At 60.8% G+C, this 13,976-nt stretch carries 10 protein-coding genes; 5 read left to right on the top strand and 5 right to left on the bottom strand.

What is annotated here, in order from left to right:
- Nucleotides 1-8 precede the first annotated feature (8 nt).
- Complete coding sequence (locus IF189_RS06615; RefSeq protein WP_085712967.1) at nt 9-1,484, top strand: inorganic phosphate transporter; 1,476 nt, start codon at nt 9-11, stop codon at nt 1,482-1,484.
- Between the two features lie 684 nt (nt 1,485-2,168).
- On the opposite strand, the gene ccoM is transcribed toward IF189_RS06615, so the two are convergent.
- The 3 genes from ccoM to IF189_RS06600 form a co-directional block, all read right to left on the bottom strand.
- A complete protein-coding gene (gene ccoM / locus IF189_RS29020) occupies nt 2,169-2,285 on the bottom strand; it encodes a cytochrome c oxidase subunit CcoM (protein ID WP_007959205.1) in 117 nt (38 codons plus the stop codon).
- Nucleotides 2,286-2,431: 146 nt separating this feature from the next.
- Nucleotides 2,432-2,593, bottom strand: coding sequence for a hypothetical protein (locus IF189_RS06605; protein ID WP_167443762.1), 162 nt, complete (start codon nt 2,591-2,593; stop codon nt 2,432-2,434).
- 141 nt (nt 2,594-2,734) lie between these two features.
- Entirely contained in the window at nt 2,735-3,076 is a 342-nt protein-coding gene (locus IF189_RS06600; RefSeq protein ID WP_085712966.1) for an aspartate-semialdehyde dehydrogenase, read from the bottom strand.
- A gap of 240 nt (nt 3,077-3,316) precedes the next feature.
- On the opposite strand from IF189_RS06600, the gene rapA reads away from it, so the two are divergent.
- Entirely contained in the window at nt 3,317-6,163 is a 2,847-nt protein-coding gene (gene rapA / locus IF189_RS06595; protein ID WP_192553004.1) for an RNA polymerase-associated protein RapA, read from the top strand.
- A gap of 67 nt (nt 6,164-6,230) precedes the next feature.
- Here rapA and IF189_RS06590 read toward each other — a convergent pair whose 3' ends face one another.
- Entirely contained in the window at nt 6,231-7,580 is a 1,350-nt protein-coding gene (locus IF189_RS06590) for a spinster family MFS transporter (protein ID WP_119427253.1), read from the bottom strand.
- 303 nt (nt 7,581-7,883) lie between these two features.
- Here IF189_RS06590 and IF189_RS06585 point away from each other — a divergent pair, with 303 nt between their 5' ends.
- The gene (locus tag IF189_RS06585; RefSeq protein ID WP_134825844.1) at nt 7,884-8,237 is read left to right on the top strand and encodes a YkgJ family cysteine cluster protein; all 354 of its coding nucleotides are present in this window, start codon (nt 7,884-7,886) and stop codon (nt 8,235-8,237) included.
- 148 nt (nt 8,238-8,385) lie between these two features.
- Nucleotides 8,386-10,668 carry a putative bifunctional diguanylate cyclase/phosphodiesterase gene (locus tag IF189_RS06580; protein WP_134825725.1) on the top strand — a complete coding sequence of 761 codons (2,283 nt, stop codon included), beginning with the start codon at nt 8,386-8,388 and terminating at the stop codon, nt 10,666-10,668.
- On the opposite strand, the gene IF189_RS06575 is transcribed toward IF189_RS06580, so the two are convergent.
- On the bottom strand, nt 10,559-11,455 hold the full coding sequence (locus IF189_RS06575; protein WP_192553003.1) for an NAD(P)-dependent oxidoreductase: 897 nt from the start codon (nt 11,453-11,455) through the stop codon (nt 10,559-10,561). The genes IF189_RS06580 and IF189_RS06575 overlap by 110 nt on opposite strands.
- Before the next feature lie 197 nt (nt 11,456-11,652).
- Here IF189_RS06575 and IF189_RS06570 point away from each other — a divergent pair, with 197 nt between their 5' ends.
- Nucleotides 11,653-13,854: a hypothetical protein gene (locus IF189_RS06570; RefSeq protein ID WP_085712961.1), complete on the top strand. Its 2,202-nt coding sequence runs from the start codon at nt 11,653-11,655 to the stop codon at nt 13,852-13,854.
- The last annotated feature ends 122 nt before the right edge of the window (nt 13,855-13,976 follow it).

Raw genomic sequence — 13,976 nt, 5'->3', positions numbered from 1 at the left:
AAACCTTCATGATCGATTTATTCAGCGGACTGGATGCCTGGGTGCTTGTGAGCCTCCTGCTCGCCCTGACATTTGTCCTCGCCTTCGAGTTCATCAATGGATTTCATGACACCGCTAACGCGGTAGCCACTGTTATCTACACCAAAGCGATGCCGCCTCACCTGGCGGTGTTCTTCTCGGGCGTGTTCAACTTCCTCGGCGTATTGCTGGGCGGCGTCGGCGTGGCGTACGCCATCGTCCACCTGCTGCCAGTAGAACTGTTGATCAACGTGAACACCGGCCATGGTCTGGCAATGGTGTTCTCGCTGCTCGCCGCCGCCATCGCCTGGAACCTGGGCACCTGGTACTTCGGTATCCCGGCTTCCAGTTCCCACACCCTGATCGGTTCGATCCTCGGTGTCGGCCTGGCCAATGCCCTGATCAACGACATTCCGCTGGGTGATGGCGTGAACTGGCAGAAAGCGATCGATATCGGTGCTTCGCTGGTGTTCTCGCCGATGGCTGGCTTCCTGGTAGCCGCACTGGTGCTGATCGGCCTGAAGTGGTGGCGCCCGCTGTCGAAGATGCACAAGACCCCGGAACAACGCCGCAAGATCGACGACAAGAAGCATCCACCGTTCTGGAATCGCCTAGTGCTGGTGATGTCCGCCATGGCCATGAGCTTCGTGCACGGCTCCAACGATGGTCAGAAAGGCATCGGCCTGATCATGCTGGTCCTGATCGGTATCGTGCCTGCGCAGTTCGTGCTCGACCTGAACAGCACCACCTACCAGATCGAACGCACCCGCGACGCGACCCTGCACCTGAGCCAGTTCTACCAGCGCAACGCCGCCACCCTTGGCGAATTCCTGGCCCTGGGCAAAAGCGTAGAAGGCGACCTGCCGGAGAAATTCCGCTGCAACCCGCAGCAGACCGAACCGACCATTTCCGCCCTGCTCCACACCCTCAAAGGTGTATCGGACTACCACTCGCTGCCGGCGGAAAGCCGCATCGAAGTGCGCCGCTACCTGCTCTGCCTGGACGACACCGCGAAGAAAGTCGCCAAACTCCCGGGCCTTGAGGCTCGTGAAAAGGCCGACCTGGACAAGCTGCGCAAAGACCTGACCACCACCACCGAATACGCCCCGTTCTGGGTGATTCTGGCGGTCGCCCTGGCCCTGGGCCTCGGCACCATGATCGGCTGGAAACGCGTAGTGCTGACCATCGGCGAAAAAATCGGCAAGCAAGGCATGACCTATGCCCAGGGCATGTCGGCACAGATCACCGCTGCGAGCATGATCGGCCTGGCCAACATCTTCAGCCTGCCGGTGTCCACCACCCACGTCCTGTCCTCGGGCGTGGCCGGCACCATGGTCGCCAACAAAAGCGGCCTGCAAGGCGGCACGGTGAAAACCATCCTGCTGGCCTGGGTCCTGACCCTGCCGGCCACCGTGGCCCTGTCGGCCGGCTTGTTCTGGCTGGCGTCGAAGGCGCTGGGTAGCTGATAGATCGTGGTAATGAAAAAGGCGTGATTCGAGAGGATCACGCCTTTTTTGTTGGTTTTAGAAAGGGAATACAGAGCGTGGAATGGTTAACATCAAAAGCGCCCTCACCCTAGCCCTCCCGAAACGTCGGACCGCCCGTAGGGAGAGGGGACTGACCGAGGTGTTTTGGAGAAATACGCCGACGTGAGATACCGAGGTGAACTCCGGTCCTCAAAAGCCCACATCCCGCACCTGCTTTGGCTTTGGCTTTGGCTTTGGCTTCCACCACTCAACACGATGAGCGTTAGCTCGAGTAAAGCTTTTGACGTGCCGGCCCCATCGGAAGGCTGAGTGGAGGGATTTATCCGGGGGTGGGCGCGTAGCGCCGTTCGACGAAGTCGAACACATCGAGAGGAGGTGCAGCGAAGCAAACCGGAGGCGATGCCCCCGGATGAATCCCGGAACGAAGGAACGCCGAGCCTCAGCGAGGTGCCGAACGCCGGGGCCAAGCCTTTTGGTTACTTTTTGGCGTTTGAAAAAGTGACTCGCCGTAAGGGCGAAACCGCCAGCCGCAACACCCAAAGAAACGGATATTCACCCAAAACAACCCAAAGCATGGTCGGCCCAAAGGCCGCCAAGACACAAAAAAAAAAGGGCAACCGAAGTTGCCCAAAATGCCTTGCGTGCTCATCAAACCCGGAAGAACTAAGGCTTCTTGCGCTTATTCGCATCCTTCCAGATAAAAAATCCAAACCCTGCAAAAAACAGAACCATGAGCCCCACCGTCAGAACCCCGGCAAACACCACGTTATCGAAAAACATGACTGGCCTCCTGGCCCCTGCTTTGCTGCGATGGAGCTAAGTTAACCAATCAGGCAGGCGCAGGAATTGACCGGGATCAATACCGGTCAAGGTGCGGAGGAAAGGAAGGGAAATAACTGACCTGCATCAACGGATACAGGGGGAGATCAACGCTTTTTCGGTTTGTTTTTCGACTTTTTCTTCGGTTTTCCCAACGGCATGGCCTGTTCGAAGGCCTTGCGCACTTCATTCAGGCGTTTTTCGTTGAGGTCGTGAACCCGCTTGGCGCGTTCGGTGCTGAGGTCGATCAGTTTGTCGTCTTGGCTCATGGCGTTCGATGCATCGCTTGGACTGAATCACAACTGCCGGATCGCCGACAGGACTGCGCCAATAATGCGGCCTCACGCCGGCGCTGACCAGCCATCGACGTACAACAAATCGTGTATTCAAGACGCGGTGGTCGGGCAGCCTCAGATCTCGATGTCGACCCACAGGCCCTGACGCGGCTGGTCTTCCATCAGCGGTACCACCGGCACGGTGTTGTCGGCATTGAGTTCGGTGCCCGGCACGGCGAGGTGTTCTTCCGGATCTTCGTCGGCTTCGCGCTTGCGACGCTCACGCTCCTGCTGGCGCCGCTGCTCCTCGCGCAGCAGATAACCATCCTCTTCCGGATCGCGCTTTTGCAGGTCGATGGTGCTTTCGTTGGAGCTTTCCTGCACCGGCACCACCGGGGGAATGTCCGGCCGCTGTCGGATCGGATCCTGCTGGGATGTGATCGGCACGGCGCTCAAGGGGAGCATCGGTGGCAGCATATGAAGGGTCTCCTGTCAGCAGGCTATCGGCTGCGGCATCGGGGCCTTGAGCCATCGGTCGAAAACTTGTGACCGGGTTGGCACTCAATCGTGCCGCCAGCGCTCCTGGAACCGACGCATGACCTAATCTTCCCTCAGTCGGCCGTCGGCATTTAATGGCCGCAACGACGCCTAATCCTTTGGCCTCAGGGCCTCATTCCGTTAAGATAGCCCGCTTTTTCAAGGTGGGAGTCAGGCAGCATGGCGCAGCAGTATCAACCGGGGCAACGCTGGATCAGTGACAGCGAAGCAGAGCTTGGTTTAGGCACCGTTCTGGCACAGGACGGCCGCTTGTTGACCGTGCTTTACCCGGCCACTGGCGAAACCCGCCAGTACGCGCTAAGGAATGCGCCTTTGACCCGCGTGCGATTCTCGCCGGGCGACTCCATCACTCACTTCGAAGGCTGGAAGATGACCGTGCGCGAAGTCGAGGATGCCGATGGCCTGCTCGTCTACCACGGTCTGAACGCCGAGAACGAAGCCGTCACCCTGCCGGAAACCCAGCTGTCGAACTTCATCCAGTTCCGTCTGGCCAGCGACCGTCTGTTCGCCGGGCAGATCGACCCGCTGTCGTGGTTCTCCCTGCGCTACCACACCCTGGAACACACCAGCCGCCAGTTGCAGTCCTCCCTGTGGGGCCTGGGCGGCGTGCGTGCGCAGCCGATCGCGCACCAGTTGCACATTGCCCGTGAAGTCGCCGACCGCATCGCGCCACGGGTATTGCTGGCGGACGAAGTGGGTCTGGGCAAGACCATCGAAGCCGGTCTGGTGATCCATCGCCAGTTGCTCTCCGGTCGCGCCAATCGCGTGCTGATCCTGGTGCCGGAAAACCTCCAGCACCAATGGCTGGTGGAAATGCGCCGCCGTTTCAACCTGCAGGTTGCGCTGTTCGACGAAGAACGCTTCATCGAAAGCGATGCCTCCAACCCGTTCGAAGACACCCAGCTGGCCCTGGTGGCCCTGGAGTGGCTGGTTGAAGACGAAAAGGCCCAGGACGCGCTGTTCGCCGCCGGCTGGGACCTGATGGTGGTCGACGAAGCGCACCACCTGGTGTGGCACGAAGACAAGGTCAGCCCGGAATACTCCTTGGTCGAGCAGCTTGCCGAGACGATCCCGGGCGTGCTGCTGCTCACCGCCACCCCGGAACAACTCGGCCAGGACAGTCACTTCGCCCGTCTGCGCCTGCTCGACCCGAACCGCTTCCATGACCTGGCCGCCTTCCGCGCCGAAAGCGAGAACTATCGCCCGGTAGCCGAAGCCGTTCAGGAACTGCTGGACAAGGGCCGTCTCTCGGCCGAAGCGCACAAGACCATTCACGGTTTCCTCGGCAACGAAGGCGAAGCCCTGCTGACCGCCGTCAACGATGGCGACACCGAAGCCAGCGCCCGCCTCGTTCGCGAACTGCTCGACCGCCACGGCACCGGCCGCGTGCTGTTCCGCAACACCCGCGCCGCCGTGCAGGGTTTCCCGGAGCGCAAACTGCATCCGTACCCGCTGCCGTGCCCGGACGAATACCTCGAACTGCCACTGGGCGATCACGCCGAACTGTATCCGGAAGTCAGCTTCCAGGCCCAGCCGGACGCCAGCGAAGAAGAACGCTGGTGGAAATTCGACCCGCGCGTCGAGTGGCTGATCGATCAGCTGAAAATGCTCAAGCGCACCAAAGTGCTGGTGATCTGCGCCCACGCCGAGACCGCGATGGACCTGGAAGACGCCCTGCGCGTACGTTCCGGCATCCCGGCCACGGTGTTCCATGAAGGCATGAACATCCTCGAGCGTGACCGCGCCGCCGCCTACTTCGCCGACGAAGAGTTCGGCGCACAGGTGCTGATCTGCTCGGAAATCGGCAGTGAAGGCCGCAACTTCCAGTTCGCTCACCACCTGGTGCTGTTCGATCTGCCGTCGCACCCGGACCTGCTGGAGCAGCGGATCGGTCGTCTGGACCGGATCGGCCAGAAACACATCATCGAACTGCACGTGCCGTACCTGGAAACCAGCCCGCAAGAGCGCCTGTTCCAGTGGTATCACGAGGCGCTGAACGCGTTCCTCAATACTTGCCCGACCGGCAACGCCTTGCAGCACCAGTTCGGCCCGCGCCTGCTGCCGCTGCTGGAAGAGGCTGACGACGGCGAGTGGCAGACGCTGATCGACGAAGCGCGGACCGAGCGCGAGCGTCTGGAAGCCGAGCTGCACACCGGTCGCGACCGTCTGCTTGAGCTGAACTCCGGCGGTGCCGGCGAAGGTGACGCGCTGGTCGAGGACATCCTCGAGCAAGACGATCAGTTCGCCCTGCCGATCTACATGGAAACCCTGTTCGACGCATTCGGCATCGACAGCGAAGACCATTCGGAAAACGCCCTGATCCTCAAGCCGAGCGAGAAGATGCTCGACGCCAGTTTCCCGCTGGGCGACGACGAAGGCGTGACCATCACCTACGACCGCAACCAGGCGCTGTCGCGCGAAGACATGCAGTTCATCACCTGGGAACACCCGATGGTGCAGGGCGGCATGGACCTGGTGCTGTCCGGTTCGATGGGCAACACCGCCGTCGCGCTGATCAAGAACAAGGCGCTCAAGCCGGGCACCGTACTGCTGGAACTGCTGTACGTCAGCGAAGTGGTTGCGCCGCGCTCGCTGCAACTGGGCCGTTACCTGCCGCCGGCCGCCCTGCGCTGCCTGCTCGATGCCAACGGCAACGACCTGTCGGCCCGTGTGGCGTTCGAAACCCTGAACGATCAGCTGGAAAGCGTGCCGCGCGCCAGCGCCAACAAGTTCATCCAGGCTCAGCGCGATCAGTTGACGCCACGGATCAACGCCGGTGAAGACAAGGTCACCCCGCGTCACGCCGAGCGCGTGGCCGAGGCCCGCCGTCGTCTGGCAGCCGATACCGATGAAGAACTGGCACGCTTGACCGCGTTGCAGGCGGTCAACCCGACCGTGCGCGACAGCGAATTGGTGGCCCTGCGCAAACAGCGCGAGCAAGGCCTGGCCATGCTCGACAAGGCTGCGCTGCGACTGGAAGCGATTCGGGTGCTGGTCGCAGGCTAAACCGCCCTGCTCCATCGCCAAAAACGAAAAGGCCCGCAGCGATGCGGGCCTTTTTGTTTGTCTGAGGTTACGCAGTCACCGCTGCGCCATCCGGCTCCACCACTGCCGACAACCCCTCCTTCATCCGCTTCGCATCCCGCACAAAACACCGCGATGCCAGAAACAGAAACACCATCGTAAAGAACAGCGCCACCGGGATCAGGTACATCGCGTCATGCAGGCCGACAGCCTTGAACGCCTCGGTCATCTGCTCGGCCCCCGCCGAAATCATGGCCGACTTGGCGAAATGATCCGACAAACCACCCACCACTACCGGCCCCAGACCGCCGCCGAGCAGATACAGCCCGGCAAAGAACAGCGCCATCGCCGTAGCCCGCAGACGCGGTTCGACCACGTCCTGGATCGCCGTGTAGACGCAGGTGTAGAAGTTATAGGCAAACAGCCAGCCGACACTGAACAGCGCGACAAACACACCGATCTCGATCCGTCCGGCATGCAGCGCCCAGGCGGTGCACACCGTCGAGATGATCAGGCTGAACGCCGCAAACAACAGCCGGCCGCTGGCCACGCGCTGGTGAATCTTGTCGGCGATCCAGCCGCCCAGGGTCAGGCCGATCAAGCCGGTCACCCCGACGATCATCCCGGTGGCCACCGCCGCCTCCTGCAATGGCATCAGGAAATAGCGCTGCAGCATCGGCACCAGAAACGAGTTGCAGGCGTAGGTCGCAAAGTTGAAGCACAACCCCGCCAGCACCAGCCACAGGAACGTCGGCACCGCCAGCACCCGGCGGATCGGCTTGTCGACTTTTTCTTGCGACACCTGCACGGTTTCCGCCGCGCCGCGCTTGGGTTCCTTGATGAAGAACATGAACACCGCCAGCAGCAGCCCCGGCACCGCAGCGATGAAGAACGGCGCACGCCAGCTATCGAACGCCTTGACCATCGCACCGATGGTGAAGAATGCCAGCAACAGCCCCAACGGCAGGCCCAGCATGAAGATGCCCATGGCCCGCGCCCGACGGTGGGCCGGGAACAGGTCACCGATCAGCGAGTTGGCGGCGGGCGCGTAACTGGCCTCACCGATGCCGATGCCCATGCGCACCAGCAGGAAACTCCAGAAACTGCCGACCAGTCCGTTAACTGCGGTCAACGCGCTCCAGGTCGCCAGGCCCCAGCCCATCAGTTTGCTGCGCGAGCCGGTGTCAGCCATGCGCCCCAATGGCAGACCGGCAATGGCGTAGACGATGGTGAACGCGGTGCCGACGATCCCCAGCTGAAAGTCGCTGAGGTGCCACTCCATGCGGATCGGCTCGATGATGATTGCCGGAATGGTGCGATCGAAGAAATTGAACAGGTTGGCGAGGAACAACAGGAACAGAATGCGCCAGGCATTCGCCGCTTGGGTCGAGTTCTGCATGGGTCCGTCTCTTTTATTGTTATAGGGCTTCACTGCCGACGCATCCGAGCCCGGAACCTGCAATCTAGTCACGGCCGTCGGGGCTGTCTGTGATCATTCGCCAGCCTGATAGGGAGCCATGGCACTGTAACGAAACGTAAGCCCTTGAAAAGGCTCGAATCCCCCGAAAACAGGGGGGGTTTACGGAAAAATCCGGCAATGAAAAAATACTTTCGCGCCCCCCTTCCCAACGCCGTGGCAAAGCCTAGAATGGCCGCCGGATCCGTCCGGATCCAGCCGATCAATCCCTTTGATGCCCCTCCCATGTCCGATGTCAGTCCGTGTCTGAATTGCGGTGCCTGCTGTTCCCATTTTCGTGTGTCATTTTTCTGGGGTGAATGCGCATCCTCCGGTGGAACCGTGCCTGATAAACTGGTCACCCAGATCACGCCCAGCCGGGTCGCCATGATCGGTACCGACCGCAAGGCGCCGCGCTGCACCGCGCTGGAAGGCGAAGTCGGAAAAGCCGTGAATTGCACGATCTACGACAAGCGCTCCAGCCCCTGCCGCGAGTTCGAGGCATCGTGGGAAAACGGCGAGCAGAACATTGACTGCGACAAGGCCCGTGCCCGCTTCGGCCTGCCGCCGTTGCAACCGCACTGGAACGAGGTCGCCTGAGCCTTAGCGCCAATCGCTATGGCGCTCATGCCAAAATCATTAGAACCAATGTGCCACCACGGCTTGCGCCCCGAAATCGGCCTCTATACTGCATTCATTCGCCTGCGTTGATGACGCAGTAAGGAAGCACTCAGAGACGGGGCATGCTATGGAGTGGCTTGGTTTGCAGTTTGTTGCCGAGCTGCCGGAGAGCGGGCAGGTCATTCTCAATTGCACACACAACCCCTTGCTGGTGCTGGTCGCCTATCTGGTGGCCTGCGCCGCAAGCTTCGCGACCCTCGACATGGCGGAACGCGTCGGCCATGCCGAAGACCCCGGATCGCGCAGGCTCTGGCGCTGGATCGGCGCCACTTGCCTGGCCGGCGGTATCTGGGCCATGCATTTCATCAGCATGCTGGCGTTCCAGACACCGATCGACATCCAGTACGACCTGGCCATTACCCTGTTCTCCCTGGTGATCGCCGTGCTGGCGTCCTGGCTGGCGATGCACACCCTCAGCGAACCGCAGCCCAGTCTGCTGCAATACTTCAAGACCGCCATCGTCATCGGCCTGGGCATCGCCGGCATGCACTACGTCGGCATGGCCGCCATGCAATCAGCGGCCACGGCCTACTACGAGCCGACCCTGTTCGGACTGTCGATCCTGATTGCCATCGGTGCCAGTTTCGCCGCCCTGTGGGTGGCCGGGAATTTGCGTGAAGGCAGCGGCCTGCATAACCAGATGCTCAAATACGTGGCCACCCTGATTCTTGGGGCCGGCATCATCAGCATGCACTTCACCGGCATGGCGGCTTTGCATCTGGTCCTGCCGGAGGGAAGCATTCCCACACTGAGGGCCGAAACCAGCCACCTGCAGCTGGGGCTCACCGTCGCCTTCATCACCCTGCTGATCCTCGGCAGCGCCATCAGCGCCGCACTCGCCGACAAGAAACTGCAGAACAAGGAGCAAGACCTGCGCCGGGTCAACATGCTGCTGAGCCAGCTCGACCAGGCGCGGATGTCGCTGCAACAGGCCGCCAATTACGACGCCCTGACCAACCTGATCAACCGTCGCGGCTTCAACCAGCTCTTTGCCGAGAAGCTCAGCCAGAAATCCACCGAGGGCGGCATGCTCGCGGTGATGTTTCTCGACATCGACCATTTCAAGCGCATCAATGACAGCCTCGGTCATGACGCCGGCGACGAGTTGCTCAAGGTCATCGCCCAGCACATCAAAGGCTCGGTGCGCGGCCATGAAGATGTAGTCGCGCGTTTTGGCGGCGATGAATTCTGCATCCTCATCGGCCTGCGCGACCGCGAGGAGGCTCGCAACCTGGCCCAGCGCATCATGCTCAAGATGAAGGAGCCGATCGAACTGGCCGGGCGGCGCATGGTGATGACCACCAGCATCGGTATCAGTCTGTTTCCTGAAGACGGCACCACCTGCGATGAACTGCTCAAGCACGCGGACCTGGCGCTGTATCAATCCAAGGGCGCCGGGCGCAACGGCGTGCACTTTTTCGATTCCAACCTGAAAAACCGCGCGAGCCTGGAACTGCAACTGGAGGAAGAACTGCGCCATGCCCTGCGCGAAGAGAACGGGCTGATGCTGTATTACCAGCCGATCTTCGAATTGAAGACCGGCAAGGTCACCAAGCTCGAAGCGCTGATTCGCTGGCAGCATCCGGTACATGGCCTGCTGACCCCGGACCGTTTTATTGCCATCGCCGAAAACAATGGCCTGATCGCCGAACTGGACAATTGGGTGCTGCGCAAGGCCTGTGAAGACCTTGGCGAACTGTCGCGCCACGGCTGCAGCGACCTGAAGATCGCCTGGAACTGCTCACCTCTGAATCTGGCCCGGGAAGAACTGGCCAATGAAATCGAACGCGCCTTGCGCAGCGCTGGGGTTGCCCCTGAACGGCTGGAACTGGAAGTCACCGAAAACGCCCTGATGGGCAACATCGCCAATACGCTGGTGCTGTTGCGGCAGATCCGTGCCCTGGGCGTGTCGCTGTCAATCGATGACTTCGGCACCGGTTACTCGTCGCTGGCCTATCTCAAACGACTGCCGCTCAACACCTTGAAGGTCGACCGCTCCTTCATCCTCGACATTCCCAAGGCCACCGCCGACATGGAAATTGTGCAGGCGATCATCGTCATGGCCCACACCCTGCACTTGCAGGTCGTCACCGAAGGCGTGGAAAGCCTGGAGCAATATGAATTCCTCGAGCGTTCCGGCTGCGACTTCATTCAGGGTTACCTGCTCAGCCGTCCGGTGCCGCTGCACGAACTGCGCCCGGTCCTCGAAGAGATCAATCAGCGCAAACACGCCCACTCGGTCAATCCGCTGACGCTGGCTCGCGGTACATTTTCACCAGTGTCGACGGATCTCTCTCCAAAAAGCCCTGCGCCCCATGCAGGCGCATCAGTTGTGCGGCCAATCCGCTGATCGGCGTGGCCGAGCCGACTTCACGGGAAAACTTCACCGCCGTATCGAGATCCTTGAGCAGCGTGCGCACATGCCATTTCACCGGTTCAAAACGGCTTTCGGCCATTTGCGGGGCGAGGATCTGCAGCGGCTTCGAATCGGCAAAACCACCGGCCAGCGCCTCGGCAATCAGGCTGGCGTCGACGCCGGACTGCTCGGCCAGCGCGACCACTTCGGCGATCACCAGCGCATTGCAGGCAACGATCATCTGGTTGCAGGCCTTGGTCACCTGGCCGGCACCGATGCCGCCCATGTGCGTGACGCGCTGACCGAGGGCGAGCAACACCGGGCGAACCCGATCAAGATCTGCGGCCTCACCACCGACCATGATCGCCAGGCTGCCGGCCTCCGCGCCAACGACACCGCCGGACACCGGTGAGTCGAGCCAGGCCATGCCGGTCTTTTGCGCCAGTTCTGCTGCCATCTCGCGAGTCGCCGTCGGTTCAAGGCTGGAAAAGTCCACCAGCAGCTGACCGTTTCTTGCGCCTTCAGCAACACCGGCCGGGCCAAACACTACTTCGCGTACCACCGCCGTATCGGCCAGGCAGAGCATCACCACGTCGGCCTGCCCGCACAGTTCGGCCGGGGTCGCGACTTGCCGGGCACCCGCCTCGACCAGCGGCGCGCACTTGTCCGGGTTGCGGTTCCACACCGTCAGCGGATAACCCGCCGCCAGCAGACGCCGGCACATCGGGAGCCCCATCAGTCCGATTCCGGCAAACCCCAACGAAGGTAGCGTTGACATCATTTAGCCTCCTTTTGATTAAAGATCGCCGAATAATGGCCGATCCATCATCAATCAGGAAAGGATTCCCCCGTGCGACACACAGGCAAAGCACCTGACGCACGGGCCAAATACGCGCAGCAAAAAGACGCGAGATTCCCATTCCGTGAGGCTCGACGACAGTGGTCGCCGAGCCAACCAGTCCAGGTAAATGGCGCACAATGACTTCTAAAAACAATCCGGCCACTGCGGTATCCGATCTGACCCTGAGCCCTGCGGCGAACAGCCCTGCCCCGATGAAGCCATTGCCTCCTTCGCGCCCTCTGGGCACCCAGCAATACCTGTACTTCACCGAAACCAACACCGACCGCATCCTCGACAACCTCGACGGCCTGCGTGACCTGGTATTCCCGCGCCCACCGCACCTGGAAGGCGACAACGAGCAGCACAACGACCAGGAATTCCCGTCGGTGTGCCTGATCGGCCTCGGTCGTTGCGGCTCCAACATCGCCCTCGACGTGGCGGAGCTGGTGTACAACGCGCGCAAGTTCTACCTCAACGAATTCAACAACGAAGACCGCGTGGCTGACCGTCGCCTGGCCTCCGACAAAGGCTACAGCCCGGCCCAGTGGATCAAGCAGAACCTGCGGATCGGCCCGAACAAGTCGACCAAACCGGTGTTCCTGGTCGAGCCGCTGGTGATGCTCGGCGACCTGGACAAGGACATTGCCGGACGCATCCGTTTCTCGCGCAAGGGCGAAAAGAGCGGCTTCCTGCGCGACTACAGCAAAATGAAGATCATGGACTTGTCCGAAGTCCACGCCGGTGGCGCCGGTAACGCGCCGATTCTCGGCCAGTACCTGGCGAAGATCATCCTGAACAAGGATACCCAGCGCTTCTCCAGCCCCGACTGGAAAATGATCCACTCGTACCTGATCGACAGCTGCGGCATCAAGGCCAACCAGTCGCGCCTGTACTTCTCGATCTTCAGTGCCGGCGGCGGTACCGGTTCGGGCATGGCCTCGGAATTCGGCCTGGCCCAGCAGCACTCGTACATGAACAAGACGTTCGACACCAAGCCGATGGACGAACATGACGGCAAGAGCGGTCATTCGTTCGTGTTCGAGCCGATCTTCACCAGCGGCATCTGCGTGCTGCCGAACATTTCCGACCACCGCAGCGAAATGTCCGAGGCGCTGCACATCAACGCCGGTCGCCTGCTGTGCAAATACCTGTCGGAAGAATGGGATTTCTCGTACAACTTCGCCAACGAAGACAGCAGCGAAGCCAGCGTCATGGGCCGTATCCGTCCATGGAACGCGATGATGCTGATCTCCAACGACATCATGCGTTACGCCGAAGAAAGCGATGACGGCAACATCCAGAACATTGATGTCAATGCGATGGAAAAGCACGCCAACCAGTACATCTCGCAGCAGATCTTCAACATCCTGACGGCCCAGGCCGTCACCACCGACTACGACCAGAACTATTTCCGTCGCGCCGGCATCGACATCGGCGAGACCATTCGCCTGGACGCCAACGACCTGTTCATGAGTCTGGCCGGCCCGGTCGCCATTGCCTACGCCGAATCCGTGGTGCCGGAAACGCCGCCGCCGAGCAGCGACAAGTTCAAGGTGTTCGACAAAGAGCCACAGCGCCTGAACATCGACGACCTGTTCTTCCGCTCGATCGACCTGCCGCACTTCAACAAGGTCACCCAGGCCATCGAAGGCATCAGCCTGCTGCCGATCGAATCCAAGCGTTATCGCGCCTCGCTGGAGCAGTACAAGAATTCCGGCTACGACGCCGCCGCGCTGCATGACCTGCACTTCTTCAAGAATTGCTCGTCGGTGGTCTCGATCGTTTCGCTGCCGAAAGACTACAAGCTGTCGTACATGGACCTGAACCGGTTGAAGACCCACCTCAACAGCCTGTTCCCCAACACCACGCTCAAGCGTTACGCGCTGGTGATCGGCGCTTCGGCCAACCTGTCGCTGACCACCCTGATCGCCAAGAGCCCGTGCCTGTCGGACGATTTCCTGACCCTGATCGTGGCGTTCATCAAGCGTTGCTTCGCGAAGAATCCGTACCGTTTCGACGAGACCCTCGACAACTCGATCCTCGACTTCATCATCAATGAAGAATTCGACGAGGAACGCATCGACGACCTGCTCAACGAGTTCGAGAACCCGGCGAAGATCCTCGATACCAACTGGTACGCGATCAAACCGATGTACGAGAAGAAGTACCGCGAACTGATCAACGACAAAGAGAAGTTTGTCTCGATCAACGACATTCGTCTGTCGCGCGATTGCGTGAAGAAGTCGATCAAGTACCTGCGCGAGATTTATCGCCACCGGATCGGAAAGACCAAGGTTATTTCGCTGAATAACCATACCGGCAAGACTTACTCGGTCTGATCGAAGACCGAGTAGCCTCCATTCGCGAGCAAGCCCGCTCCCACATTTGACCGTATGTCTACTGACACAACGCGGTTGAATGTGGGAGCGGGCTTGCTCGCGAAGAGGCCTTCAAATTCGAT

The organism is Pseudomonas sp. IzPS59 (genome assembly GCF_014863505.1).
Taxonomy (GTDB): Bacteria; Pseudomonadota; Gammaproteobacteria; order Pseudomonadales; family Pseudomonadaceae; genus Aquipseudomonas; species Aquipseudomonas kribbensis.
Note: the sequence above shows the minus strand (reverse complement) of the source record. Positions and strands in the feature narration are given on the sequence as shown.

Coding starts and splice junctions, on each gene's coding strand:
- IF189_RS06615 (WP_085712967.1), top strand. CDS start 9: ATGATCGATTTATTCAGCGGACTGGATGCCTGGGTGCTTGTGAGCCTC.
- ccoM (WP_007959205.1), bottom strand. CDS start 2,285: ATGTTTTTCGATAACGTGGTGTTTGCCGGGGTTCTGACGGTGGGGCTC.
- IF189_RS06605 (WP_167443762.1), bottom strand. CDS start 2,593: ATGAGCCAAGACGACAAACTGATCGACCTCAGCACCGAACGCGCCAAG.
- IF189_RS06600 (WP_085712966.1), bottom strand. CDS start 3,076: ATGCTGCCACCGATGCTCCCCTTGAGCGCCGTGCCGATCACATCCCAG.
- rapA (WP_192553004.1), top strand. CDS start 3,317: ATGGCGCAGCAGTATCAACCGGGGCAACGCTGGATCAGTGACAGCGAA.
- IF189_RS06590 (WP_119427253.1), bottom strand. CDS start 7,580: ATGCAGAACTCGACCCAAGCGGCGAATGCCTGGCGCATTCTGTTCCTG.
- IF189_RS06585 (WP_134825844.1), top strand. CDS start 7,884: ATGTCCGATGTCAGTCCGTGTCTGAATTGCGGTGCCTGCTGTTCCCAT.
- IF189_RS06580 (WP_134825725.1), top strand. CDS start 8,386: ATGGAGTGGCTTGGTTTGCAGTTTGTTGCCGAGCTGCCGGAGAGCGGG.
- IF189_RS06575 (WP_192553003.1), bottom strand. CDS start 11,455: ATGATGTCAACGCTACCTTCGTTGGGGTTTGCCGGAATCGGACTGATG.
- IF189_RS06570 (WP_085712961.1), top strand. CDS start 11,653: ATGACTTCTAAAAACAATCCGGCCACTGCGGTATCCGATCTGACCCTG.